We start from the raw sequence: 25,720 nt of genomic DNA, 5'->3' as shown, positions 1-25,720 counted from the left end.
CTTTTATGGTACGTTTTTCGCCCGCGGTTCACCAACTGCGGGCGAAACTTTTGACAGACCTTCTGCGTGGCTTACGTCTGATGTGCAGCGGGAGGACATGAGATGCGACTGTTGAAGGCAATATGTGTGGCAGCGTGGGGGGCGTTGGCATTTATGCCTGCGGTGCGGGCTCAGGAGGTTTTGCCGCCCGAGTCCGGTATTTCGGATGTGATCTCTGATCAGATTGACGCGTTCCGGAAGGATGATTTCTTTGGTGCGTTTCAGTTCGCCAGCCCCAACATTCAGACGCAATTCGGCACGCCGGATCGGTTCGGGGCCATGGTGCGCAACGGTTACCCGATGGTCTGGCGGCCCGGTGATGTGCGCTTTGGCGCGTTGCGGGAAGTGGACGGACAGATCTGGCAGGAGGTGTTGATCACCGATGAAGCGGGAAAGCGCTTTGGCCTGGCCTATCGCATGGAGCGTGTCCTGGGCGAGTGGAAGATCGGCGGCGTCATGGTGATCCCCGCGCCTGACGTGGCGGTTTGAAGGCGGCCGGGCGCGCGGTGCTGTTTGCCTGACGGCAAAAGCGCCCCGCCCACCCGGACGCGATCCCTAAAAGTCGCGCCAGAAGCCGATCTTGAGCCCCATGGAACTGTCCCCGGTTATCCCGTAGGTGACGCCCATCTCCGTCTTGAACCCTCTGCCCACGGGCGTGACCAGCGACGGGGCGAGGCGGACAAAAGGTGGATCGGAATGTTGCACGCCGGTCTGCAATTGCAGGATCGCTTTCCAATCTTCCGCAAAGTTTCGGCCCCAGGTGGCATCCAGCTTGTAGTCCGTCGCCCCGTCGTTGAGATGCACTTCGGCCTGTGCGTCGAAGGTCAGCCACCCATGGGACACCCCCCACCCGATGGAGAGACCGGGCCGCAGAACCATATCGCCAGAGATTTGCCCGAACCCCAGTTGAGCAGACAGTTTCGGACCGGTGTCCTTGTCGCGTAGGGGCACCTGTGCAAATGCAACGGTTTTGCTGCCGCCAGACACGGACCGGCCGATGTCGAACCCCAAGGTGATGCGCTCGGTCAGCCCGTATTCCAGGTACAGCGTCTGATAGTCCTGCGTCGGCCTTACCGACGTCCAGTCTGCCAAATCCTGTGGCCACGACAAACGCACTGCCCCGGAGAGGAAACCTTTGCCCGCGTCTCGGGGCCATGCGCCTGCTTCGACCAGGCAGGGTATGAGAAGGACAGACAACAGAGCGGCAGGCAGCAAGCGCATCGGGGCCTCCCGACGTGGCGGCAATAAGCGTTAAGCTTGCCAGAAACTCAGTTAATGGCGGGTTAAAGGGGCTTAACTCATGTGGCAGGGCTGGAAACCCGCCCAGCGTGGGTGCAGTATCGCATCGTATCTGACGGGGGAGCAGCACAGATGGCAGGCAAGGTAATCACCGTGGCGCAGCAGAAGGGTGGCTCCGGCAAGACGACGCTGGCGGCGCATCTGGCGTTGGGGTTCCGCGCCGAAGGCAAGACTGTCGCGCTGATCGACCTCGATCCGCAGGGGTCGCTTGGACGCTGGTATGTGACCCGGTTCGAAAACGACGAGGCGTCCTGCGAAGGGTTGGAGTTTTCCACATCTTCCGCATGGGGGATCTCGATGGAGGTGCGCAAGATGGCCAACGCCTGCGACATCGTCATCGTCGACACGCCTCCCAAGGTGGACAGCGACCTGCGCCCGGCGTTGCGCGTGGCGCATCTGGTTGTGGTGCCGGTGTCCGCAGGTCACATGGATCTATGGGCGACCGAAGGGGTGATGGACCTCGCCGCGCGCGAGAACAGGCCGATTTTGCTGGTGATGAACCGCACGCGTGCGGGAACGCGTCTTGGCGCAGAGGTGAACGAGGCGGCCAAACAGCTTGGCGCGCCGGTGGCCGAGGCGATGATCGCACAACGGGTGGGCTATGCCGAAGCCATGGGCCACGGGCGCGGCGCGCTTGAAATGCGCGGACCTGCGCGCGAAGAGATCGCGGCGCTTGTGGCAGAGGTGGCGGAGCGCCTGAATGCGGGGTAAGCCGCGCACAAAGGAGATGCCCATGACCGACGCCAGCCCGCACACGACCGAGCACGCCGATATCATCGCCGCTGTTGAGGCGCATGAGCGCAGCTCCGGCCAGCCAATTTCCAAGTTGGGGTATTTCACCGCGCCCTTCCGCCCATCGTCCGGACCGCTGGCGGATCGGGTGGTGAAGGTCTATCGTGGCTCCGGCACGCGGGCTCAGATGGACAAGCTTGCCGCCTGTCACGCCGATTATGTCACCGCGCTGCGCGGGGCAGGGGTGCCACTGCCCGAGACGGAATTCCATCTGGTGGACATGGCGGGCACCGTGGTCCCGGTCGTCGTGCAACACGCCTTGAACACGGCAGACCTGATGCGCCCGCTGATGCAATCAGAGCCGGTTGACAAGACGGTCGAGATGATGGAAGCCGCCGGTCAGGTGATTGCGCGCTTTTGGCATTGGGCGGAAGGCTATGACGGGCGCATCGGATTTCACCCGTCGATCCGCAACTTCGCCATCGTTGACGGTCAGGCGGTGTTCTTTGATACATTTCCGCCGCTTATCCACTATTCGCGTGACGAAATGGGGAAAATGCTGCTGACGTTTTCTGAAAAGCGTTTGATGCGACTGGTGGGCCCTCTTTTGCAGCGCAAGGTGACCGGCATTCAGGACGAATGGTATTCACCTGCCGAAACGCTCGTGGGGCTTGTGGGATCGGCCTGTCGTCTGCGGCCCGACGATGCGCAGGCCTATCTTGCCTGGGGCCGTGATTTCGTGAAGCGGGACATGGCCCCCTGGGCGGACGAAGCGCTGCCTGGTTTGCAGTATGCACCGAAGTTGCCCGGCTATTGGACAGGCTTTCGCAAGGTGCTTGGGTTGCAAGGCGAACCCAACGTTTGATCGGTGAGCACTGACAACGAAAAGGGCCGCCCAATGGGGCGGCCCTGATATTTAGCAAAACTCTAATCAGTCCTGGTAGCGCGGCATCTCACGCAGTTGATCTTCGGTGTACTGTGCGGAGATACGCATGTCGTTCCCTTCGCCTTCAACCGACAGATCGGTGAGCGGAACGGCCACGGAGCGTGCGCCGATACCCAGGAAACCGCTGATGTCGATCACGGCACGTTCCGCGGCACCTTCGGAGTTGGTCAGAACCCGACCGATATCACCGATGGAGTCGCCGTTCTCGTCATAGACGGTCATGCCTTCAAGCTCGGCCACGGTCAGCGACATCGCGTCACCTGCGTTGGAGGCCTCTGCGTTTTCTTCGTCAGACATGTAGGCGCGCTGGCTGTCATCCATGGTCTCGTCGGTCATGGCATCGCCTTGCGCCTGCTCGACCTGCTCGTCAGTTGTCAGGGCCGGATCAGCCTGCGCAGTTGCGTCAGCAGCTTGCTCGTCTTCGGACAGCATCGGGTCGGCTTCGGCCTGCTGCTGCTCTGCGTCCATGTCTTCCTGCAACATCGGCGCGCCATTGGCGTCCTGCTGCATCTCGGTGTCGTTGCCAGTGGCGCCCTCAGCATTGGCTTGCTGGAACGTCACCTTCGGCTCACCGGTCTGGTTGACCTTCACGGTGGGCTGCTCTGCCATCGAGTAGCGGATTTCCGGTTCGGACCCTTCGTAGTTCACGATCGGATCGACGCGGGAGATGTTGACCTGCGCTTCGCCGGCTTCATTGTGCTTCACCATGGCCTCGGCAACCTGTGTGGTCACGTTCGGCTCACCTTCGTCTTGGGACATGGTGGTGGTGACGGGCGCTGCGCCATCATTGTCCGCTGCGAGCCGCTCGGCTTCGTCGGGCTCTACAATACGGGCGTTCAGATCAAGAGCGACTTGCGGGTCGGCCTGCTCCACACGTACCGTCGGATCGGCCATGACGACGTCCACCTGCGGCTGCATGCTGCCAACGTTCACCGTGGGATCGGGCATGGTGATGATGATCTCAGGCGCAGCCTGTTCGATCGTGATGGTCGGCGCGGGCATATCCATCGTGATGATCTGCTGCGGCTGGCGAACGGTGATGGTGGGCTGCTGCTGTTCCACATCGACCGACGGCGCCTGCGACGTCACAGTAACATCCGCGTTGCCTTGTTCGATGTTCACATCGGGCTGCGGCACGGCGACGGCGACTTCGCCTTCGACGATGGCAGTGCGCTCGATCTCGACAGTTTCGGTCACTGTTTCCTGCTCGGACACCTGACGCGTCGCATCAACTTCGGCGTCCAGCTTTTCAGCCGCTGCGAAGGTCTCGGAACTGCGGTCTTCGTCGCTCATGAAGGCCTGAAGGCCACCGGCTTCTTCAACATCTTGCAGAACAACGAGGCAACGCTGCTCGGCATCTTGGTCGATCACGTTGTTCAAACGCTCCATGGATACGCCGTTGTCGCCGGACGTCTCAATCAACTGCGCCAAGTCCTGGCAAGCATCGCCGTCGTTTGTGTCAGTCGCTTGCGCTGACGCCATGCCGGCGGTGCCAGCAAGAACAAGTGCGGAGGTGCCAAGAAGATGGCGAATGGAGATATTGGTCATGAGTTGCTCCCTGATGAACTCTTGTGATCAAACCCGGAATTGTTGTCGTCCCGTTGGTTTCTGAGCCCCCAACCCGACGAAAGCTCGGTTCGTTCCCACCGGAATTGAGGGGGAGGGGTGGCAGAAGGGAGTTGGCGCTAAATGCCGAGCGCAACCCGCGGGCGAAATTTTCAGACTGTGCAGGGGGTTGCAGCCGGTCGCAAAAATTCTCACGGGCGATGAAAAAGTTGTGAAAATTTTTCATTAACCCGTGTCGATTTTCAAGTTGGGATGACCTTGGAAATATCTTCGTAACCCATTGCATTGACGTGATTCGCGTCCAGGTAAATTTTGATGCAGGCAACTGGTGCGCTGGGTCCAAGCCACGGGTCCATTCCACGAGGACGAGGATGCGCAAGGGGCAAGGGCGCCGCCTTTCGTCATGGCAAAAAGTGTCATCACCCGCAATTAGCGCCCCCCTAATCGCCTTACGGTTGAATGCTGGCTCATATGCGGTGAAGCAAGCAGGGCCATAGCCTTCGACAGGGATATTTTGATGAACATGCCGCAGGGGCGTTGCGCGCAAGCGGCGGTTGGGCCATCTGAAAGAGATGCAGGAATTCTTTGACGCAGGCGAACGCATTGGCGTTCTCACGACCCAACCGTTGGACAGGGTGCTGGATTACCGTGCGCCCGAGGGCGGCTGCTTTCTGGGGGCCTTTGTCGAGGTGCCTCTGGGACCGCGCAAGGTGCTGGGGGTGGTCTGGGGCCCGGGGGCCGGCGATTTCGACGCTTCCAAATTGCGGGCAGTATTGCGGGTTCTGGATGCGCCGCCGATGCGAGAGGAAATGCGCGTTTTCCTTGAGAAGGCCGGCGCTTACACGCTGACCCCCATGGCCGCGATGCTGCGCTTGGCGACCCGCGCGCCGGGCCTTGGCGATCCACCCTCCATGCGAAAGGTCTATCGTCTGGGTGAGGGCGAGGCGCCGCGCATGACCGACGCCCGTCGCCGCGTGCTGGAGGCCGCCGCTGAAATGGGCGGTCTCTCACTGACGTTGAAAGAACTGGCAGAGGCCGCTGGCGTAACCTCCTCGGTGGTGAAGGGGCTGGTGAAATCCGGCGCAATCCGGGAGGAAGAAAGCCCCCGCGATACCCCCTTTCCGCGGCTTGATCCCGAGTACGGCGGGAAGGACCTGACCGACGATCAGGCGGGCGCGGCGGCGGTGCTGTCAGAGGGCGTGCGCTCTGGCCGCTACGGTACGACCCTGCTCAAGGGCGTCACAGGGTCGGGCAAGACCGAGGTCTACCTGGAGGCCGTGGCCGAATGTCTGCGCGCCGGGCGACAGGCGCTTGTGCTCCTCCCCGAGATCGCCCTGTCCGGGGAATTTCTCCAGCGGCTGGAGGCGCGGTTCGGCGCGCGGCCCGCAGAATGGCACTCCGGCGTCACCATGACAGAGCGGCGACGGGTCTGGCGGATGATCGGAGAAGGGCGTGCCCAGGTGGTGGTCGGCGCCCGCTCCGCGCTCTTTTTGCCGTTCCAGAACCTTGGGTTGATCGTTGTGGATGAGGAACACGACACCTCTTACAAACAAGAAGAAGGCGTTTTGTACAATGCGCGCGATATGGCGGTGCTGCGGGCCTCCATCCTTGGCGCGCAGGTGGTGCTGGCCTCTGCGACACCGTCGCTGGAATCCTGGGTGAATGCGGATCTGGGCAAGTACAAACGGCTCGTGCTGACCTCACGCTTCGGCCCCGCGGTGATGCCGGAGATGAAGCCCATCGACATGCGCTCGCAAGAGCTGGCGTCGAACCGCTGGATCTCTCCGCGCCTCGCCACGGCGGTCAAACAGCGGATGGAGCGCAAGGAACAGGCCCTGCTGTTCATCAACCGGCGCGGCTATGCGCCTGTGACGCTCTGCCGGGCCTGCGGGATGCAGATCGGCTGCGACCACTGCGACGCGCGGATGGTGGAACACCGCTTTCTGAAACGTCTCGTCTGCCACCAATGCGGCGAATCCAAACCCATGCCGGAGGTCTGCCCCAGCTGCGAGGTCGAAGGGAAGCTGGCCGCCGTGGGTCCGGGGGTCGAACGCCTTGCCGAAGAGGCGCAGGAGTTGTTCCCCGACGCGCGCATCGCAGTTCTGTCCTCTGACCTCTATGGCACCGCGCGAGAGCTCAAGGCCCATATCGAAAGCATCGCCATGGGCGGCGCGGACATCATCATCGGCACGCAGCTTGTGGCCAAGGGCCACAACTTCCCACTGCTGACACTGGTGGGGGTGATCGACAGCGACCTTGGCCTCCAAGGCTCCGACCTGCGCGCGGCTGAACGGACCTTCCAGCTGATGCGACAGGTCGCGGGCCGTGCCGGTCGCGCCGAAAAACCGGGGCAAGCCCTGCTGCAAACCTATCAGCCGGAACACCCCGTGATCCGGGGCATTCTGGCCGGCGACGAGGAGGCATTCTGGCGCGCCGAGGCGGATGAACGCCGCATTGGCGGCATGCCCCCCTTCGGCCGCCTCGCCGCGATCATCCTGTCCGGCACCGAGCCGCAGGAGCTGTTCGACATCGGCAACTGGCTTGCGCGCAACGATGGCCCGCTGCGCCGGGTGGACGCGCAGGTCTACGGTCCGGCGCCGGCCCCCATCGCGCGTGTGCGCGGCCGCCACCGCGTGCGTATGCTGGTGCGTGGCCCCAAGGAGGTGATGCTGCAAAATGCCCTCACCGACTGGACCCGCCCGGTCAAACTCAAAGGCGAAACCCGCATCGCAATCGACATCGACCCGCAATCGTTCTTCTGACCTCTGTGCGACGCGCCCCCGGCCTCACGGCTTTCACAATGACACCGGCGGAGGCCGCCGCTGGCGGGCCGGGTGCAGCGCCCCACCGACGCGCCTGTCGCCTGAACGCAGCGAAGTCGTTTCCCTGCATTCCGAAATATGGGACAGCTTCTTTGTCTGCGGTGCTTGTCGGCAGTGCCAGGCGTCTCTACATGCAAAGACATGAAACGCTGGATCCCATTCGTCAAAAGCTCGCCCCGGGTCGCTGTTGTGCGCCTGCAAGGTGCAATTTCCGTGCCCGCCCGTGGCAATCTCAGTGATCGCTCCATAGCGCCTCTGCTGGACAAGGCCTTCAAGACGAAGCCCGACGCCATCGCATTGGAAATCAATTCGCCGGGTGGTTCACCTGTGCAAAGCTCGCTCATCGGTGCCCGCATCCGGAGGCTTGCAGACGAAAAGAACATCCCCGTTCACGCCTTTGTCGAAGATGTGGCCGCTTCTGGCGGCTACTGGATTGCGTCGGCTGCGGATAAGATCTGGGCCGATCCGTCGTCCATCCTCGGTTCGATCGGGGTGATCTCCTCAGGCTTCGGTGCGCATGTGTTCATGCAAAAGCAAGGTATCGAACGGCGTGTACATACAGCGGGCAAATCAAAATCCATGCTCGACCCGTTCCGCCCGGAAACCGAAGAAGACGTGGAGCGGCTGGAACGCCTGCTTGGACAATTGCACGACACGTTCATCACACAAATCAAGACGCGGCGCGGCGACACGCTCGCCGCCAACCCTGATCTCTTCACCGGGGAAATCTGGGTCGGGCAGGGCGCTGTCGATCAAGGACTTGCCGACGGCATCGGCCATCTGGTGCCAAAGATGAAAGAGCTCTACGGCGACAAGGTTCAGTTCAAACGCTTCTCCGCCAAGAAACCACTGCTGCCACGGTTTGGTCTCTCCATGGGACATGACATGGCGCAAGGCGTGGCCCAAGGCGTGTTGGCCGAGGTCGAGGAACGCGTGAATTACGCGCGGTTCGGGCTTTGATCGCCAAGCTGGTCCTGCTGTTTTTGCTGATCATGGGCGTACTCGGCATGTTTGGCGGCTGGCGGACCAAGACCGCACGACGGCTGAAGGGTATGCGCGACAAGGTGCGGCTGGACGCAGAAAAATGTGCAAAGTGTGGGCGCTATTCCATCGGAAAAGGCCCCTGTGCTTGCGAAAAGGGAACTCACTAAATGGTTTTTGTCTACGCAGTCCTAGGGCTACTTATCTTGCTTTTGGCTGGCGATGCGTTGGTGAAAGGTGCGGTGAACCTGTCTTTGCGCGTGGGAATTCCCGCGCTGATCGTGTCACTGACCATCGTCGCCTTTGGGACCTCCGCCCCTGAAATGTTGATTTCGATCCAAGCGGCCTTGCGGAATGCTCCGGGCATTGCACTTGGGAATGTGATCGGCTCCAACACGGCCAACGTGTTGATGGTGCTCGGCATCCCGGCGATCATGACGGTGCTGCACACCTCGACCCATGATACCCGCAAAAGCTATCTGCAGATGATGTTTGCCACGCTGCTGTTCCTGGCGCTTGCGGTGCGCGAGACCTTCGATTGGAAATCCGGGATCGTGTTGTTGGCGGTGCTGGGCTTCATCCTGTTCGATCAGATTCGTGATGCGCTGCGCCATCGCCGTGCGGGGGAACTGGACGAAGAGCTCGAGGAGCCCGAAGGCGCCGACCCCAGCATGCCTTGGTGGAAAATTGGTCTTTTCCTGCTGTTGGGTCTGATTGGCCTTCCGCTGGGGGCAGATCTTTTGGTGGACAGCGCGACGGAAATCGCGCGCATGTTCAATGTCTCGGACGAGGTGATCGGCCTGACACTGGTGGCCGTGGGCACCTCGCTGCCGGAACTCGCGACCACGGTCATGGCCGCTTTGCGCCGCCAGGCCGATGTGGCGTTGGGCAACGTGATCGGCTCGAACATGTTCAACCTGCTCGCCATCATCGGTGTCGCCTCTATCATTGCGCCGATGCCGTTTGAGCTGCCGGAGCTGACCTTCGACCTGGGTGTCATGCTGGCGGCCTCGCTGCTGATGATCCCCTTCGTCTTTTTGAAAAAGGATCTGACCCGTGCGTGGGGCGTGCTCTTGTCCTGTCTGTATATCGGCTATGTAGTTGCTGTGATCGTATAACGCGGGGCAGAAGCATGACCAAGATGAGGGCGCTGGTGACAGGCGCAGGCAAACGGCTGGGGCGGTCCATGGCGCTCGCGCTGGCAGAGCAAGGCTGTGACGTGGCCGTGCACTATGCCGGCTCTCAGGAGGCGGCAGAAGACGTCGCCACCCAGATCCGCGCCATGGGCCGTGACGCTGTGGCTGTGCAGGCCGACTTGTTGCAGGAGGCCGAGGCAGAGACGCTGGTCACCCGCGCGGCAGATGCCTTGGGTGGGCCGCTGACAGTCTTGGTCAACAGTGCGTCAATCTTCGAACATGACGACCTTGAAACGGCGACCCGCGACAGTTGGGACCGCGCCATCGAAAGCAATCTGCGCGCGCCTTTCGTGCTGATCCAGCGCTTTGCCGGACAGGTGCCCGATCCGGTGCGGGACGACCGGGGGGAGCCAGTCGCGCAAGGATTGGTGGTTAACATGATCGACCAGCGGGTGCGCAAGCTGACACCGGAATTTGCCTCCTATACCATCGCCAAGGCAGGGTTGTGGACGCTGACGCAGACCGCCGCACAGGCGTTGGCACCGCGCATTCGGGTGAACGGCATCGGGCCGGGTCCGACGCTGCGGGGTGGCCGTCAAAGCGAAGAGGATTTCGCCAAACAGCGCGGATCGACGGTTCTGGAACGCGGCGCAGATGCCGAGGATATCACCGGTGCGCTTGTTTACCTTTTGCGGGCCAAAGCCGTGACGGGGCAGCTCTTTTGTATCGACGGTGGACAGCATCTGGCATGGCAAACGCCCGACGTGGTGGGGCTGGAATAGCTGCTGCCGGAAAAGTTGTGCACGTTTCATGAACCTTTGGTGAAAGTATTAAGAAAATACTATTTTTCTCAATGACTTGGGCGGGTGCTATATTTTTATTAATTGAATTCAAAGGCTTATTTTTGTGATTAAAAAGTGGGCGCTTCGGCGAAGTGACCTCAAACCTTAGAGAATTTGCCTCTGATGGTAAGTTGCCACCAGACTTATCCACAGAAACGGTGGATGTAATGGGGCTTGAACCGGGGCGTGCTGCATTGCAGCCGAAACCGAGAATCGAAATAGAGGACCCTGGTTAACAGGACGGTAGACATGGACGAGACTTCGCAGGAAACGCAGGCCCCGAAGGGCGTCGAGGTGATCCAGTCTTACCTGCGCACGCTGGATGGATCGCCGGGCGTTTATCGGATGCTCGATGACCAAAGCCGTGTGCTCTATGTCGGCAAGGCGCGGAATCTAAAGAACCGCGTGTCGAATTATGCGCGGCTCAACGGGCACTCGCGGCGCATATCGCGCATGATCTCTGACACGGCGTCGATGATGTTCCTGACGACGCGCACAGAAACCGAGGCGCTGTTGCTGGAACAGAACCTCATCAAGCAGCTCAAGCCGAAATTCAACGTGCTGCTGCGCGACGACAAGTCCTTTCCGAACATCCTTGTAAGCGACCACGCCTTTCCGCAGATCAAGAAGCATCGCGGCGCCAAGAAGGAGAAGGGCCAGTATTTCGGCCCCTTCGCCAGTGCCGGGGCCGTGAACCGCGTGCTGAACCAGTTGCAGCGCGGCTTCATGCTGCGCAATTGCACGGATTCCGAATTCGAGGGGCGCACGCGGCCTTGTTTGCTGGCGCAGATCAAGCGGTGCTCTGCCCCCTGTGTCGGACGTATCAGCGAAGAGGACTACGCGGCCTCTGTCCGCGATGCGGCGCGGTATCTGTCGGGGAAATCCACCGAAATTCAGGAAAAGCTTGGCGCCGAAATGGCCAAGGCCAGCGAAGAGATGGAGTTCGAGCGCGCTGCCGCCTTGCGTGACCGCATCCGCGCATTGACGCAGGTGCAGACCGCGCAGGGCATCAACCCTCAAAGCACCGCAGAGGCCGACGTGATCGCCCTGCATATGGAGGGAGGGCAGGCCTGTGTGCAGGTCTTCTTTATCCGCGCGAACCAGAACTGGGGGAACAAGGATTTCTACCCAAGGGTTGGCGAGGATGTCGGCGCCCCAGAAGTGATGGAGGCGTTCATCGGTCAGTTTTATGACCAGAAAGAACCGGCGCGGTTGTTGCTGTTGTCCAACGGCATCGAGAACGACGACCTGATGTGCGAAGCGCTTTCCGAGAAGCTGGGCCGCAAGGTGGAAATCAACGTGCCTCAGCGCGGGGAGAAGGCCGAGCTGGTGGATGGTGCGCTGCGCAATGCCAAGGAAAGCCTCGCCCGGAAGATGTCGGAAAGCGCCACGCAGGCAAAGCTGTTGAGCGGATTGGCAGAGGCCTTTGGACTGGAAGAGCCGCCCGCGCGGATCGAGGTCTATGACAACTCGCACATTCAGGGCACCAACGCCGTTGGCGGGATGATCGTGGCGGGGCCGGATGGCTTCATGAAAAACCAGTACCGCAAGTTCAATATCAAGGGCGATGAGCTGACGCCGGGCGACGACTTTGGCATGATGAAAGAGGTGCTGAACCGTCGCCTGACGCGACTGAAGAAGGACGACCCGGATCGGGACAAGGGGCTGTGGCCCGACCTGATGCTGATCGACGGCGGGGCGGGGCAGGTGTCGGCCGTGGCCGAGATCATGCGCGAACAGGGCGTGGATGACGTGCCCTTCGTCGGGGTGGCCAAGGGCATCGACCGCGATCACGGCAAGGAAGAGTTCCACCGGATCGGCACGCGCCCCTTTGCGCTGCGCCACAACGACCCCGTGCTGTATTTCGTGCAACGGCTGCGTGACGAGGCGCACCGATTTGCCATCGGCACCCACCGGGCGAAACGCGCCAAAAGCCAGATGGCCAATCCGCTCGACGAGATCAGCGGCGTCGGCGCCTCGCGCAAGCGGGCGCTGTTGCAGCACTTCGGCTCTGCCAAGGCGGTCAGTCGCGCCAATCTGAGCGATCTGAAAGCGGTGGACGGCGTGTCAGAGGCGCTGGCCGAACGGATCTACGCCTATTTCCATGAAAAGGGCTAACCCAGAACCTCGCGGTAGGGGCGGGGTTTGCCCAGCAAGTAGCCTTGACCGGCAAAGATGCCCAAGCCGGAGAGCGCGGCAATCTCGCTCGCATGTTCGATGCCTTCCGCGATGATGGTGCTGCTGTGGAACCGTGCGTAGTTCTGAAACCCGGTCAACAAACTTATCAGTGGCCTGCTCTTGTGGATCTCCGAGATCAGCGAACGGTCCAGCTTTATCACGTCGGGCCGTAGCTTCAGCACATGGCGAAAGCTGGAAAACCCGGCCCCGACATCGTCGATGGCGATGCGAAACCCCATTGCCCGCAGCTCTGCCATGCGGTTGCCAATGCTGTCGTAATCGGTGACCCGCTCATGCTCTGTCAATTCCAGCACCAGACGCCTGCGATGGTGAGGCGGAAACAGCCGCGCGAAATCGAGATCGGACAAGGAGCTGACGGAGAAGTTCATGTTCAGGAAAAGACCTTTTGGCAGCCTGTCCAAAACGTCGGTCGTGTGCTCCGCAATGCGCTCCTCCAGCGTCACCTTCTGGTCCAGAAGACGCGCGCGGGCAAAGACGTCTTCGGTCAGGCCTACATGCGCCGGGAAGCGGGTCAACAATTCGTATCCGATAATCCTCTGATCCAGAAGCGCACAGATCGGCTGGAGATGCAGGAAGAAACCTGCCTCGTTCACCATCTCCTGCAAAAGATGGTCGTCCACGTCATGCTGTAACGCGAGAGTCTCAATGTCGCGGCCAAGAAGCTCCGCGAACAGTGTGAATACGGCCAGGTCGCGCGCTTTCAGATCCGGGCGCGGTGTGCGGCTGAAGGCGCAGAGCATTCCGTAGGTGTCGCCGCTGCTCATGACGATCGGGACGCTGATGTGACCTCCGATAGGAAACGCCTTTGTCTCTTCGAGATCGGCAACACAGGGGTCTGCGCCCGCATCAGTCATCAGTTGTGGGCACTGATTGCGGGCGATGCGGGAGCAGTACCCTTGCTCCAAGGGGGACTTATCCATCCGGTTGATTGTGGACGGTAGCCCGGGGCGGCTATCGACCTCTTCGAACACGCGCTCCTGTTGGGTGAAACGCGATATGAACGCCACGTCCATGTCGAAACTTTCACGCAGGAATTTCAGAACCTTGCGCTTTTTCCAGATTAAATTCTCCGGTCCATCGGTAAATTCGGAAGTGAGAGCATCTTGGAAGTCTTGTGAGATCACGTTGCGCTTTCTGGCGAAGCGGACCGAAATACAGGTCTGTGGACCTGGCGTCTTCCGGCCGCGCGTTTGCTACTGTCTGCTGCTGCGTGTGAAGAGCGGCATCACAACACTACAATCACCGTAGAGACTGCATGATACCTGTCAACAGTTTCTACTTCAGGTAGAAATCTCTGCGAAGATAGTGCGTAAAGGGTCGGGCAGGGGGATCGGCTGGCTGTGCTCATCGGTAAGGACCTGAACAAAGAACGCCTCGGCGCAGGCCGTGTCGAGGTCGTTGCGAAACAGCCCCAGTTCGATCCGCAGGCTGGACCGGCCCATATGCGGCAGGCGTAAGCCGCAGTGCATCACGTCCGGAAAGCCTGCTTCCGAATGGTAGCGTACCCCGGATTCAACCACCAAAAAACGCAGCGCCTGCGGGCCAAGCAAGGCAATGCCATTGTCGAGCTGCCAGAGCGACAAGGCCGTGTCAAAGATCGACAGGTATTCGGCATTGTTCATATGGCCGTAGGCGTCGTTGTCCTTCCACCGGGTGGGCAGGGCGCGAAAGGCGCGATACTCCGCCCGCCTGCCGGGGGCCGCGCGGCTCACGAGGAGCGCACCAAACGGAAGGCGGCAGAGGCGCCCCATCCTGCGGCGATGGCAATGGCGATGGACATCAGCCCGTAGAGCAACGGTTCTTGCTGGGCCAACATGTACAGCCACCGTTCCAGGCCGACCTTGGTTACGTTGATCTCTGTTTCGAACCGCGACACCACACGTCCGTTCCGTGTGAGCAGGATCCGCGTGGGATAGATGCCTTCGGTAAGATTGGCAGGCATGGCGATACGTGTGTCGAACAGCGTCTGCTGGCGCAGTGTCACCGCCCCTTCGAGCAGCTGATAGCTGCTTCGGCCGCCGCGAATGCGGATCAGCGCGTCCTTGAAGGCCTGGCTGTCCAGCACATCCATCGGGGCGCCCACGGATCGGATCGCCCGAGGGATGGAGACAGAGTGGCGCAGGTCTTCTGTGTGGCTGATCACCTCGGACCAGGGAGCAGAGGTGGCTACGGCGTAGAATGTCGGGGCGGAATCAACCTCCACCGAAGCTGTGTTCACCCAGATGCCTGCCACACGTTCCTTGCGGCGCACCACCACAGGGCGGAGCGGCCCCGCCACGGTGACGATCACTTGCAACGGATCACGCTCTAGTGCGGTTTCGCGTTTGATGGCCCCGAAGATCAGGATTTCCGATCCGTCGAAGTTGGTGGAGATTTTGACCGTGTCTTGGGACAGGCCAAGCACAACTTCCTCGGCGGGTTGCGCGGCCGCCGGGCTGGCCATCGCAAGCAGCAAAACGAGGAAGCGCAGCATCACACGCCCCCCGGCTTGGCCAGAGTGTACAGCTCGGAAGGTTCGATCAGCAGCTCCAGCGCGATCTTGCCGCAGACAAGCAGCACCATGGCCGCCAGCAGGATGCGCAGTTGCTCCGCCTTCAGTCGGGTGCCGATGATCGTGCCGAACTGCGCACCAACCACGCCGCCAAGGATCAGCAAGACCGCCAGCACCACATCGACAGTGTAGTTGGTGGTGGCGTGCAAGATGGTGGTGAAACCGGCGACAAATATGATCTGAAACAGCGAGGTGCCCACGACCACCTTGGTCGGCATCCCCAGCAGGTAGATCATGGCCGGCACCATGATAAAGCCGCCGCCGACCCCCATGATCGCCGCCAGAACGCCGACAGACAGGCCCACAAGAAGCGGCGGAATGACGGAGATATACAGACCCGACGTGCGAAACCGCATCTTGAATGGCAGGGCATGAATCCAGGTATGCTTCTTGCGCTTGGGCGGCGCACCGCGGCGCGCATTGCGCAGGGCATTTAGGCTTTCGATGAACATCAGGCCACCGATGATCCCGAGGAAGACCACATAGCACAGGCGCACCAACAGATCGACTTGGCCAAGCGTTTTCAGGTAGTTGAAGATGAAAACGCCAATGGCCGCCCCCACAAGGCCACCGATCAGCAGCACCGTGCCCATCCGCAGATCGACTGTCTTACGCCTGAGATGTGCCAGCAAGCCGGAGAACGACGCCGCCACGATCTGGTTCGCGCCTGTGGCCACGGCCACGGCCGGAGGAATGCCGATAAAGAACAGCAACGGCGTCAAAAGAAATCCGCCACCGACGCCGAACATGCCCGACAGCACACCGACCAGCCCGCCCAGCCCCAAAAGGACAAAGGCGTTCACGGCAACTTCGGAAATGGGGAGGTACACCTGCATGGTCATTGTTAGCCGCAGCTTGGCTGTATTTGCAAGCGCAGCAAACGGTCAAAAGGTGTCTTGCAAAGAAACTTATTGGCCGCCGGGTCAACGTGGCGAGTGACCGGCATGAAGAAGGGGGGAACCAAAGCTCCCCCCTCTGTGATATTCTCGAATGATACGCGCGGTCAGCGCTCCTTGACGTAAGGCTCGCCACCGGCGCGCGGCGGGATGGCCTTCCCGATAAAGCCCGCAAGGATGATGACCGTCAGGATATACGGCAGCGCGTCCATCACCTGCACAGGCACCGTAAACGGCCCGATGTCGAAGTTCTGGAACCGGATCGCCAGGGCCTGAAGGAAGCCGAACAGCAGGCAGGCCATCAGCGCGTACCACGGACGCCACTTGGCAAAGATCAACGCGGCGAGCGCGATATAGCCCCGTCCCGCAGTCATTTCCTTGCCAAAGAATGGCTGCAGTCCGGTCGCCATGTAGGCGCCGGCGATGCCACACAGAACGCCGCAGATAATCACGGCGGTAAACCGCAGCCGCACCACGGAAATCCCGGCGGTGTCCACGGCCTCTGGCGATTCGCCGACGGCGCGCAGGCGCAGGCCAAAGCGGGTCCGAAACAGCACCCACCACGTCAGCGGCACCGCCAGAAAGGCCACATAGACCAGCGAGGCATGGCCGGAGATCACGTCGGCATAGATCGGACCGATGAAAGGCACGTCCCGCAAGGCGTCGGCAAAGGGCAATGTGACCTCGCCCAATCTCGCGTCGCCGGTCAGGGTCGGGGTTTTGCCGCCCTGGCTATACCAGCTTTGTGCGATCAGCACAGTCAAGCCAGAGGCCAGAAAGTTGAGCGCCACGCCAGAGATCAGCTGGTTGCCCCGAAAGGTGATGGAGGCCAGCCCGTGAATCGCAGACAGCACGACAGAGGCCGCGATGCCCGCCAAAAGTCCGAGCCAGACGTTCCCGGTGCTAAAGGCAACCGCCGCAGAGAAAAATGCGGCGATAAGCATTTTACCCTCCAGGCCGATGTCGAAAATGCCCGCACGTTCAGAGAACAGACCCGCAAGACAGGCCAGCAGCAGCGGCGTGGACATGCGAATGGTGGATTCCAGAAGCTGAATGAGAGTGCCAAAATCCATAAGTCAGCCTCTTGCGTCGTTAAATTTGGACAGGCGGGCCTGCGGGATCGTCCGCGCCAGCCGGTCAGTCAGGGCCACGTGCCGCGAAGGCGCCTCCTGCGCAGTGTCCCTCGGGGTGCAGTCTCCGAGCGTGACAGCCCTCTGTGCAGGGCCGCGCAACCAAACGATGCCTTCCACGGTGGCGAGCTTGTCGTTGCGGTCAGACGTATCGCCATGGGCGAAGGGCAAGGCACCGTTCGTGTCCATGAGATGCACGTCTGTATCCCGGGCCGGAAACCAGCCAAAGACGTCGCAGTGGTTGATGTTGAGGATCAGCGTTTCGGCCCGGCTGTTCATGCTGTCCCCTTCTTGCGCGTCGCGAGAAAGAGCCGTTCCAACGGCCAGCGCACGAAGTTGTCGAGCGCACCGGTGAACAAGATGACCAGCGCCTGAATGACCGTGATCAACTCGCGCGGGATATTCGCCCAAAAGGCCAATTCTGCCCCGCCCTGATACAAGAAGCCAAACAGCAGCGCCGCAAGGAACACCCCCAGCGGATGAGACCGGCCCATCAGCGCCACGGCAATCCCGATGAAACCGGCCCCCTCGGAGGCGTTCAGCACCAGGCGCTCGGCCTCGCCCATGGTGGCGTTGATGGCCATCAGCCCCGCCAATGCACCGGAAATCAGCATCGAGATCACGGTGATCCTGACCGGGGAGATGCCCGCGTATTTCGCGCCCGTCTCGGAATGGCCAAAGGCGCGGATCTCGTAGCCGAGCCGCGTCCGCCAGATCAGCAGCCAGACAGCGATGCAGGCGAGAATGGCGATGAAGAACGTGATATTGGCGGGCGAGCCACGGAAAAGCACGTTGTCCGCCGTGGAGAACATGTCCTGAAAGGTCGGCAGATGCACCGCTTCCGGGAAGGTGGCCGTGGCCGGTTCCATGCCACCGGAGGGACGCAGGATGTTGACCAGAATGTAGTTGATCAGCGCGGCGGCAATGAAGTTGAACATGATGGTGGTGATGACGATGTGCGAGCCGCGTTTGGCCTGCAGGATCGCCGGGACATAGGCCCAGAGCGCCCCGAAGGCGGCGGCCGAAATCGTCGCCCCGATCAGCGCCAGCGACCAATGCGGCCACGGGATGAACAGGCAACACAGCGCCACACCAAGACCCCCGATCTGCGCCTGACCTTCGCCGCCGATGTTGAACATCTTGGCATGAAACGCAACAGAGACCGCGAGGCCGGTGAAGATGAAGTTGGTGGCGTAATAAAGCGTGTACCCCCAGCCGGAAGACTTCATCAGCGCACCCTCGACCATCAACCGGAACGCCTCGAACGGGTTCATCCCAAGCGCGGCGATCACCAGGGCCGAAAGCACGGCGGCGATGAGGATGGAGATCAGGGGGACGAGTACGGCGTCCGCCCAGGCAGGCATCTTATCCATGCGGCGCATTCCTTTGAAGCGTGGTGGGGGTGAAGAGGACGAAAGCCTCCGGCGCAGGTGTTTTTGCAGCAGGAAAACGCGGGCGGGGCGCGTTGTTCGGATTGTCAGTCATGTTGCGCAGCCTCGCGGGCTTCTTTGGCGTGCAGTTGCGCGTCCACAGCGGCGATGGCGGATTTGCCACCGGTATCGGTGACACCTGCCATCAGCAGGCCCAGTTCCGTCTGGTTGGTCTCGTCCGGCAGACGCTCGCCCATGATCTGGCCGTCGAACATCACCGCAATGCGGTCCGAGAGGCTGAGGATTTCGTCGAGCTCCACAGACACCAGCAGGATCGCCTTACCCGCGTCCCGCAGGCGGATGATTTCCTTGTGGATGAATTCGATCGCGCCAATATCCACGCCTCGGGTGGGCTGACCGATCAAAAGAATGTCGGGATCACGCTCGATTTCACGGGCCAGTACGATCTTTTGCTGGTTGCCGCCGGAGAAATTCTTGGCGGCAAGGTTCGGGTCCGGGGGGCGCACGTCGTAGCGGTCCATCTTGGCCTGCGCCTCGGTCTTGATCGCGGCGTTGTCCATGAACAAGCCCGACTGGATCTCCGGGGCCTGATGGTAGCCGAAGACGGTGTTTTCCCAAGCCGTGTAGTCGAGGATCAGCCCTTCGTGGTGGCGATCCTCGGGGACATGCGCGATGCCACGGGCGCGGCGGCTTTGCCCGTCGGAGTGTTTGCCGGTCAGGTCGATCTCCTGGCCGTTCACGCGCACGGTGCCTGTGGCGGTGGTCATGCCGCCGAGCACGTGCAGCAGTTCGGACTGGCCATTGCCAGAGACGCCCGCGATGCCCAGAACCTCGCCTGCGCGCACCTGCAACGAGATACCCTTCAGACGTTCGACGCCGTGGCTGTCGGTGTGGCGCAGGTTCTCGATTTCGAGGATGGGCGCTTTGGGCTGTGCGGGTTTCTTGTCCACGCGGAGCAACACTTTGCGCCCCACCATCAGCTCGGCCAATTCCTCTGGCGAGGTCTCGGCGGTCTTGACGGTGGCTGTCATCTCGCCGCGCCTCATGACGGAAACGGTGTCGGTGATTTCCATGATTTCGCGCAGTTTATGCGTGATCAGGATGATCGTCTTGCCCTCGCGTTTCAGCCCTTCGAGGATGCGGAACAGGTGATCGGCCTCGGCGGGGGTCAGCACGCCGGTGGGCTCGTCGAGGATCAGAATGTCGGCCTCGCGATAAAGCGCCTTGAGGATCTCGACACGCTGCTGGTGGCCGACGGAGAGGTTTTCAATCAGCGCGTCAGGGTCGACTTGCAGTTCATATTCCTCGGCCAGATGCTTCAGCGAGCCGCGCGCCTTGTTCAGGCTGGGCTTCAGCATGGCACCGTCTTCAGCCCCGAGGATGACGTTTTCCAGAACGGAGAAGTTCTGCACCAGCTTGAAGTGCTGGAAGACCATGCCGATGCCTGCGGAGATGGCCGCCTGGCTGTCGGTGATGTCCTTTTTCTGGCCGTTCACCCAGACCTCGCCGCTGTCGGCCTTGTAAAAGCCGTAGAGGATCGACATGAGCGTCGATTTGCCTGCCCCGTTCTCCCCGATGATGCCGTGGATCGTGCCGGGCATCACCCGGATGGAGATGTCCTTGTTTGCCTGAACCGGGCCAAAGGCTTTGGAGATGCCTTTGAGTTCGATGGCAGGGTCAATAGCGCTGGGGTCTGACATGAGGCGGCGTTCCCGGTTCAATCAAAGGGATGCGCCCGCCACTTGGGCAGGCGCATCGTTTTGTCTGCTGGCAGTGCGCCGGATCAGAAATCCAGTGCCGGGCAGCTGTCGTTTTCGTAGTAGGAGACCACCTCGATCTCCCCGTCGATGATCTTTTGCTTGGCCTCTTCGGCGGCAGCGGTCATCTCGTCGGAAATCAGATCGGCGTTGTTGTCGTCCACGGCATAGCCGACACCGTCTTCGGCCAGGCCGAGGGTCGTCATCTTGCCGGTTTCCAGGTTTTCGCCATCAGACATGGCTTCGAAGACAGCATTGTCGACGCGCTTGAGCATGGAGGTCAGAACCGAGCCCGGGTGCAGGTAGTTCTGGTTGCTGTCGACGCCGATGGAGTAGATGCCCTCATCCGCCGCAGTTTGCAGAACGCCCAGACCGGTGCCGCCGGCGGCAGCATAGATCACGTCAGCGCCTTGGCCGATCTGTGCCTTGGCCAGCTCCGAGCCCTTCACCGGGTCATTCCACGCGGCAGGCGTCGTGCCGGTCATGTTGGCGATGACATTGATGTCGGGGTTGGTTGCCTTGGCGCCCTGTGCGTAGCCGCAGGCAAAGTGACGGATCAGGGGAATGTCCATGCCGCCGACAAAGCCGACCGTGCCGGTTTCGGACGCCATCGCCGCCAGCACGCCAACAAGGTAAGATCCCTGGTGTTCCTGGAAGGAAATCAGCGAGACGTTCTCTGGGATCTCCGGCAGGAAACCATCGACGTTCACGAATTTGGTGTCGGGGTAATCCGATGCCACGTTCTTGATCGGTTCGGCAAAGGAGAAGCCGGTCGTGATGACCGGGTTGAAACCCGCTTCCGCAAAGCGACGCAGAGCCTGCTCACGCTGCGCCTCGGACTGCATCTCGATGTCGCGATAGCTGCCGCCGGTCTCTTTCACCCAGCGCTCTGCACCGTTGAAGGCCGCCTCGTTGAAGGATTTGTCGAACTTGCCGCCGAGATCGTAGATCAGCGCCGGATCGGCCAGCGCGGCACCGGCGGTCAGCGCCAGCGCGGCAGCAGTGCCGAGCGTTTTCTGCATGAAGGTCATGGTTCAACTCCCAAGTGGTGGGGCGTTTCGCCCCCTGGTTTTTTGATGGTGTCATCAAGACGCAGCGCCGGGAGAGGGTCAAGGCGGTTTTCATCATCTGTTAACGTTGACGCCACGGCGGGTCAGGCGAGTGTGCGGGACATGACCAGTGCATCATCGGGCGGACCGTCGGGCTGAGGATAGTAGCCCTTGCGCAGACCGGCCACCGCATAGCCGTGACCTTCATAGAACGCGATGGCCGGGGCGTTGCTCCGCGCGACCTCCAGGAAAACCTGAGCGGCGCCTGCTTTTTGGGCATCGGCGTGAAAGGCGGCCAGCGCCACGCTGGCCTGGCCTGTGCGCTGGTGGTCGGGATCGGCGGCGAGCGCGAGAATCTCCGCCTCTCCGGCAATCACCAGTCCGAGGACAAAGGCGTGGTCGCTGTGGCTCAGCAGGGCGTGGGGATTGGCGAGGCTGTCCGCAAAGCTCTCAGCGCTCCATGGCCGCATGTGGCGGTAGGCGCGGGCACTGATATCGGCGAGCGTTTCAGGCGTCATCGAGAATGATCGGCGGGGCTTCTTTCGACGGCGCGGCGTCGGCCGGGCGGATATACAGCGGTGCAGGGCGCGTGCCCGTCGGCTTGGTCGCCGCCACGCGCGCGATGTGTTCCGCCCAAAGCGCAGGGTCGGGCGGCAGCGCGTGATCCTCCAGATCGGCAGCGGCCATGGTCGTGATTTCGCCGTCCTGGGACTGCACATAGACCATGTCACGCGGGGCGGGGATGGCTGCGTATCGGGCGGTGCCAGCCTCGGCAGAGCGGATCACGTCAAAGGTGGACACCCCAACGGCAGGCACCCCAAGGCCCAGCGCCAGACCGCGCGCGGCAGATACGGCGATGCGGATGCCGGTGAAGTTGCCCGGCCCGATGCCGACGCCGATGCGGGTGACGTCCTGCCATGTGGCACCGCCTTCGGTCAGCACCTCTTCGAGCAGCGGCATCAGCCGTTCCGCCTGACCGCGCGCCATGGGCTCTGCCTTGACGGCGCGCAAACTGGCCCCGTCCAGCAGGGCGGCGATGACATGGGCGGTGGAGGTGTCGAAGGCAAGGATCATGCCGTCTTATGCCCCGCCGGGCCGAGCGGCGCAACGTGGGCCGCGCAGCGATGTCCGCCTCACGCCAGCAGCATCCAGACCGCCGTCAACGCCAGCGCCACGCCAAAGCCCGTGTTCATCCGCCGCGCGGCACCGGGACTGCGAAAGGCACGCAACAGCACATCGCCTGCCAAGGTCCAGACGCAAAACGCCAGCAGGTTGTTCAGGGTGAACACCGTGGCGATCACCGCCACAGTCATGAGGTCCTCCCCGTTCAGGAATTGCGAGAACATCAGCGCCATGATCAGGTAAGCCTTTGGGTTCAGGACCAAAAGGACGACTCCATCCGCAAAGCTGATGGGACGGGGGCGCCGCGCATCCTCGGTCAGCCCTGCGCGCAGGAACCCAATCGCCAGCCACAGCACATACAGCGCCCCAGCGATCTTGAGCGCTGTGAACAGCCACGGCACCGCGTTCAACAGGCTCAGCGCGCCGAACCCCATGGCCAGCGCCACACACAAGGTGGCAATATGGTAGCCAAGGTTGGCGGGCAGCGTCGCGGCAAAACCGAACCGCGCGCCATTCGCGGCAAAGGTCATGTTGCCCGGACCCGGGCTGTAGGCCAGCGGAAACAAAAACACCAACAGTGGCAGGACAATGGACATGACAGACCTCCTATGACCCGTTCAGAACAGCATGCAAACAGGGCTGCGGGCGACCCGCTTCCTGCGCATAGGAGGGGGAGAAACGCGAAAGGCCGCCCCGAAGGACGGCCTGCGATATCTGGCAAAGCAAGGGGAGGTCAGACCGCGACGGGACGGACCTCTGTCACTTCGGGGATGTAATGGCGCAGCAGGTTCTCGATGCCCATCTTCAGGGTCAGCGTCGAGGACGGGCAGCCGGCGCAAGCGCCCTGCATGTGCAGGTACACAACACCGCGGTCAAAGCCGTGGAACGTGATGTCGCCCCCGTCCTGTGCCACGGCAGGACGCACGCGGCTGTCGAGCAGTTCCTTGATCTGGCCGACGATCTCGCCGTCTTCGCCTTCATGGGCGGCATGGCCCCCGGCCTGCGCCGCACCGTCGGACATGACCGGCTGGCCGGATTGGAAATGTTCCATGATGGCGCCCAGAACGGCGGGTTTCATGTGATCCCAGTCCGTGCTGTCCGTCTTTGTCACGGTCACGAAATCGTTGCCGAAGAAAACGCCGGTGACGCCGTCGACCGCAAACAGCCGTTTGGCCAGTGGAGAGGCACCGGCGGCCTCGGGCGAGGGGAAGTCGGCGGTGCCCATGTCCAGAACGGTCTGGCCGGGCATGAACTTCAGCGTTGCCGGGTTCGGTGTGGATTCGGTTTGAATGAACATGTCGCGGGCACCTTCCTTGGTCTCCCTCTTATATGCGGAAGCCGATGGTAAACGTCAAGGTTTGGAACGGTTCTAAACTGCTTGAGCAACGCCTGCTCCGGGCTAGGTGTGCGACAAGACCCTGAAAGGAGACCCATATGACTGACCGTCGCGCCGCCCTGACCGAGACTTTCATGGAGCGCCTGCGCGCCCGCACGCCGCACGAAGAAGAATTCCATCAGGCGGTGGAAGAGGTGGTTTATGACACCATCACGGTGGAAAAAAATGACCATGCCTTTGCCGGTGCGCGGGTTCTTGATCGGCTGAGCGAGCCGGATCGGATCATCTCTTTCCGCGTGGTGTGGGAAGATGACGACGGCGCGGTTCAAATCAATCGCGGCTGGCGGGTTCAGACCTCGAACGCGATCGGGCCGTATAAGGGCGGGCTGCGGTTTCATCCCACAGTGACCCCGTCGGTGCTGAAGTTCCTCGGCTTCGAGCAGGTTTTCAAGAACGCGCTGACGGGGCTGCCGCTGGGCGGTGCCAAGGGCGGGTCGGATTTCGACCCGAAGGGCCGCAGCGACAATGAGATCATGCGCTTTTGCCACGCCTTCATGGCCGAGCTGTGCAAGTACATCGGCCCGGACCACGATGTGCCCGCGGGGGACATCAACGTCGGCACGCGCGAGATCGGATTTCTTTTCGGGGCCTACAAGCAGCACCGCGGCCAGTTCCACGGCGCGCTGACAGGCAAGGGCGAAAGCTTTGGCGGATCGGCCATGCGGGTCGAGGCTACCGGCTACGGTCTGATCTATTTCCTGTGTCACATGATGGCGCAGGCCGGGCGTGATCTGAACGGTGCGCGGATCGCCGTGTCAGGGGCCGGGAACGTTGCGACACATGCCGCCGAAGAAGCCATTGCCGAGGGCGCAACGGTGGTCAGCCTGTCCGACAGCAGCGGCGCGCTGTTGGCCGAAGATGGTCTGACCGCGGATCACATCGCCTGGGTGCGGGAGGCCAAAGGCGCAGGACGTGGCCTGGACGATGCGCCGAAGGGGCTGCGCTACACGCGCGGCGCGCAGCCTTGGGGCGCGGTCGAGGCGCAGGTGCTCCTGCCCTGCGCGACGCAGAACGAGATGGATGAGGACGCCCTGTCCAAGGCCATCGACTCAGGTGCCAAGATGATCGCCGAAGGGGCCAACATGCCTCTGACCGCCGGGGCTGTGCGTCTGGCGCAGCAAAAGGGGCTGGCACACGCGCCGGGCAAGGCATCCAATGCCGGTGGCGTGGCGATTTCCGGGCTGGAGATGAGCCAGAACGCGCACGGGCAATACCTGTCCGCCGAGGAGGTCCGCCGCCGTCTCAAGCAGATCATGGGCAACATCCACGACAACGTGGTCTCCGAGGCAGAGCTGCGCGACGGGCGGCCCGATTATCGCCAGGGGGCAAACATCGCCGGCTATCGCAAGGTCGCCCAGGCCATCAGTGCCTTTGGCGCCATTTGACCCGAGGGGCGGCTTGGGCGGTCAGGTGATCGCTTCGAGCCGCTCTTTCGACAGGTCACCGGGCACGACAGTCACCGGCACCGGCAGGCTCCCCGCGCTGCGCGTCATCTGTGTCACGAGCGGGCCTGGGCCCTTCCCGTCGGCGGCAGCGCCCAGCACCAGCAGGCCGATTTCGGGGTCGTCATTCACCTGGGCGAGGATCTCCTGCACGGAATCGCCTTCCCGGATCACCAGCTCGGGATCGACACCCTGCTTGTCGCGCATCCATTTGGCAAAGACCTCGAAATGGGCGTGGATGCGCTCGCGGGCTTCCTCGCGCATGATATCGCCAATGCCGATCCAGTGATTGAACTCTTCGGGTGCGATGATCGACAGAATGGCCACGCCGCCACCGGATTTCGACGCGCGCATGGCGGCGAACCGCATCGCGTTGAGACATTCCCGACTGTCATCCAGAACCACTAGAAACTTGCGCATGAGG

At 61.8% G+C, this 25,720-nt stretch carries 26 protein-coding genes; 10 read left to right on the top strand and 16 right to left on the bottom strand.

Going from position 1 to position 25,720, the window contains the following annotated elements; translation table 11 throughout:
• Window positions 1-102: 102 nt before the first annotated feature.
• Window positions 103-528, top strand: coding sequence for a DUF4864 domain-containing protein (locus GGQ68_RS05655; protein WP_246429266.1), 426 nt, complete (start codon window positions 103-105; stop codon window positions 526-528).
• Window positions 529-594: 66 nt separating this feature from the next.
• Here the strand turns inward: GGQ68_RS05655 and GGQ68_RS05650 are convergent, their stop codons facing one another.
• Window positions 595-1,260 (bottom strand): hypothetical protein, encoded by a 666-nt coding sequence (locus GGQ68_RS05650; RefSeq protein WP_183963810.1) that lies wholly within the window; start codon window positions 1,258-1,260, stop codon window positions 595-597.
• Between the two features lie 150 nt (window positions 1,261-1,410).
• Here GGQ68_RS05650 and parA point away from each other — a divergent pair, with 150 nt between their 5' ends.
• Complete coding sequence (gene parA, locus GGQ68_RS05645; RefSeq protein WP_183963808.1) at window positions 1,411-2,049, top strand: ParA family partition ATPase; 639 nt, start codon at window positions 1,411-1,413, stop codon at window positions 2,047-2,049.
• Between the two features lie 22 nt (window positions 2,050-2,071).
• Complete coding sequence (locus GGQ68_RS05640; RefSeq protein WP_183963806.1) at window positions 2,072-2,935, top strand: DUF6206 family protein; 864 nt, start codon at window positions 2,072-2,074, stop codon at window positions 2,933-2,935.
• Window positions 2,936-3,001: 66 nt separating this feature from the next.
• Here the strand turns inward: GGQ68_RS05640 and GGQ68_RS05635 are convergent, their stop codons facing one another.
• Complete coding sequence (locus tag GGQ68_RS05635; RefSeq protein WP_183963804.1) at window positions 3,002-4,564, bottom strand: PRC-barrel domain-containing protein; 1,563 nt, start codon at window positions 4,562-4,564, stop codon at window positions 3,002-3,004.
• A gap of 590 nt (window positions 4,565-5,154) precedes the next feature.
• Here GGQ68_RS05635 and GGQ68_RS05630 point away from each other — a divergent pair.
• From GGQ68_RS05630 to uvrC, 6 genes are all read left to right on the top strand, one after another.
• Window positions 5,155-7,344 (top strand): primosomal protein N', encoded by a 2,190-nt coding sequence (locus GGQ68_RS05630; RefSeq protein ID WP_183964087.1) that lies wholly within the window; start codon window positions 5,155-5,157, stop codon window positions 7,342-7,344.
• A gap of 201 nt (window positions 7,345-7,545) precedes the next feature.
• Window positions 7,546-8,364 carry a S49 family peptidase gene (locus GGQ68_RS05625; RefSeq protein WP_183963802.1) on the top strand — a complete coding sequence of 273 codons (819 nt, stop codon included), beginning with the start codon at window positions 7,546-7,548 and terminating at the stop codon, window positions 8,362-8,364.
• Window positions 8,361-8,555, top strand: coding sequence for a hypothetical protein (locus GGQ68_RS05620; protein ID WP_183963800.1), 195 nt, complete (start codon window positions 8,361-8,363; stop codon window positions 8,553-8,555). The genes GGQ68_RS05625 and GGQ68_RS05620 overlap by 4 nt, the downstream gene beginning before the upstream one ends.
• Complete coding sequence (locus GGQ68_RS05615) at window positions 8,556-9,503, top strand: calcium/sodium antiporter (RefSeq protein ID WP_183963798.1); 948 nt, start codon at window positions 8,556-8,558, stop codon at window positions 9,501-9,503.
• Window positions 9,504-9,517: 14 nt separating this feature from the next.
• Complete coding sequence (locus GGQ68_RS05610; protein ID WP_246429265.1) at window positions 9,518-10,303, top strand: SDR family oxidoreductase; 786 nt, start codon at window positions 9,518-9,520, stop codon at window positions 10,301-10,303.
• A 309-nt stretch (window positions 10,304-10,612) separates the two neighbouring features.
• Window positions 10,613-12,481 (top strand): excinuclease ABC subunit UvrC, encoded by a 1,869-nt coding sequence (gene uvrC, locus GGQ68_RS05605; protein ID WP_183963789.1) that lies wholly within the window; start codon window positions 10,613-10,615, stop codon window positions 12,479-12,481.
• Here the strand turns inward: uvrC and GGQ68_RS05600 are convergent.
• The 13 genes from GGQ68_RS05600 to GGQ68_RS05540 all read right to left on the bottom strand — a co-directional run bounded on the left by GGQ68_RS05600 (window position 12,478) and on the right by GGQ68_RS05540 (window position 23,755).
• Window positions 12,478-13,686: an EAL domain-containing protein gene (locus GGQ68_RS05600; protein WP_183963787.1), complete on the bottom strand. Its 1,209-nt coding sequence runs from the start codon at window positions 13,684-13,686 to the stop codon at window positions 12,478-12,480. The genes uvrC and GGQ68_RS05600 overlap by 4 nt on opposite strands.
• A gap of 156 nt (window positions 13,687-13,842) precedes the next feature.
• Window positions 13,843-14,274 carry an acyl-CoA thioesterase gene (locus tag GGQ68_RS05595; protein WP_343055859.1) on the bottom strand — a complete coding sequence of 144 codons (432 nt, stop codon included), beginning with the start codon at window positions 14,272-14,274 and terminating at the stop codon, window positions 13,843-13,845.
• Window positions 14,271-15,035, bottom strand: a complete 765-nt coding sequence (locus tag GGQ68_RS05590; RefSeq protein ID WP_183963783.1) for a TIGR02186 family protein — start codon at window positions 15,033-15,035, stop codon at window positions 14,271-14,273. The genes GGQ68_RS05595 and GGQ68_RS05590 overlap by 4 nt, the downstream gene beginning before the upstream one ends.
• Window positions 15,035-15,949 carry a sulfite exporter TauE/SafE family protein gene (locus GGQ68_RS05585; protein WP_183964083.1) on the bottom strand — a complete coding sequence of 305 codons (915 nt, stop codon included), beginning with the start codon at window positions 15,947-15,949 and terminating at the stop codon, window positions 15,035-15,037. The genes GGQ68_RS05590 and GGQ68_RS05585 overlap by 1 nt, the downstream gene beginning before the upstream one ends.
• Before the next feature lie 167 nt (window positions 15,950-16,116).
• A complete protein-coding gene (locus tag GGQ68_RS05580) occupies window positions 16,117-17,082 on the bottom strand; it encodes an ABC transporter permease (RefSeq protein WP_183963781.1) in 966 nt (321 codons plus the stop codon).
• A gap of 3 nt (window positions 17,083-17,085) precedes the next feature.
• The gene (locus tag GGQ68_RS05575) at window positions 17,086-17,418 is read right to left on the bottom strand and encodes a hypothetical protein (RefSeq protein WP_183963779.1); all 333 of its coding nucleotides are present in this window, start codon (window positions 17,416-17,418) and stop codon (window positions 17,086-17,088) included.
• On the bottom strand, window positions 17,415-18,512 hold the full coding sequence (locus GGQ68_RS05570) for an ABC transporter permease (protein ID WP_183963777.1): 1,098 nt from the start codon (window positions 18,510-18,512) through the stop codon (window positions 17,415-17,417). Before GGQ68_RS05570 ends, GGQ68_RS05575 begins: the two co-directional genes overlap by 4 nt.
• 104 nt (window positions 18,513-18,616) lie before the next feature.
• The gene (locus tag GGQ68_RS05565; RefSeq protein WP_183963775.1) at window positions 18,617-20,230 is read right to left on the bottom strand and encodes an ABC transporter ATP-binding protein; all 1,614 of its coding nucleotides are present in this window, start codon (window positions 20,228-20,230) and stop codon (window positions 18,617-18,619) included.
• 83 nt (window positions 20,231-20,313) lie between these two features.
• Window positions 20,314-21,318: a BMP family lipoprotein gene (locus tag GGQ68_RS05560; protein ID WP_183963773.1), complete on the bottom strand. Its 1,005-nt coding sequence runs from the start codon at window positions 21,316-21,318 to the stop codon at window positions 20,314-20,316.
• 122 nt (window positions 21,319-21,440) lie between these two features.
• Window positions 21,441-21,854, bottom strand: a complete 414-nt coding sequence (locus GGQ68_RS05555) for a GNAT family N-acetyltransferase (protein WP_183963771.1) — start codon at window positions 21,852-21,854, stop codon at window positions 21,441-21,443.
• Window positions 21,844-22,410 (bottom strand): tRNA (adenosine(37)-N6)-threonylcarbamoyltransferase complex dimerization subunit type 1 TsaB, encoded by a 567-nt coding sequence (gene tsaB, locus GGQ68_RS05550; protein WP_183963769.1) that lies wholly within the window; start codon window positions 22,408-22,410, stop codon window positions 21,844-21,846. The genes GGQ68_RS05555 and tsaB overlap by 11 nt, the downstream gene beginning before the upstream one ends.
• Before the next feature lie 59 nt (window positions 22,411-22,469).
• Window positions 22,470-23,054: a LysE family translocator gene (locus tag GGQ68_RS05545; protein ID WP_183963767.1), complete on the bottom strand. Its 585-nt coding sequence runs from the start codon at window positions 23,052-23,054 to the stop codon at window positions 22,470-22,472.
• A 137-nt stretch (window positions 23,055-23,191) separates the two neighbouring features.
• Window positions 23,192-23,755: a NifU family protein gene (locus GGQ68_RS05540; RefSeq protein ID WP_183963765.1), complete on the bottom strand. Its 564-nt coding sequence runs from the start codon at window positions 23,753-23,755 to the stop codon at window positions 23,192-23,194.
• 137 nt (window positions 23,756-23,892) lie between these two features.
• Between GGQ68_RS05540 and gdhA the strand changes: the two genes are divergently transcribed.
• Window positions 23,893-25,239 carry an NADP-specific glutamate dehydrogenase gene (gene gdhA, locus GGQ68_RS05535; RefSeq protein ID WP_183963763.1) on the top strand — a complete coding sequence of 449 codons (1,347 nt, stop codon included), beginning with the start codon at window positions 23,893-23,895 and terminating at the stop codon, window positions 25,237-25,239.
• 21 nt (window positions 25,240-25,260) lie between these two features.
• Here gdhA and GGQ68_RS05530 read toward each other — a convergent pair whose 3' ends face one another.
• Complete coding sequence (locus GGQ68_RS05530) at window positions 25,261-25,716, bottom strand: universal stress protein (RefSeq protein WP_183963761.1); 456 nt, start codon at window positions 25,714-25,716, stop codon at window positions 25,261-25,263.
• Window positions 25,717-25,720 lie beyond the last annotated feature (4 nt).

It is taken from the genome of Sagittula marina, from assembly GCF_014196795.1.
In the GTDB taxonomy this organism is placed as follows: domain Bacteria; phylum Pseudomonadota; class Alphaproteobacteria; order Rhodobacterales; family Rhodobacteraceae; genus Sagittula; species Sagittula marina.
The sequence above is the reverse complement of the archived record's forward strand: the minus strand, read 5'-3'. Positions and strand labels throughout refer to the sequence as shown.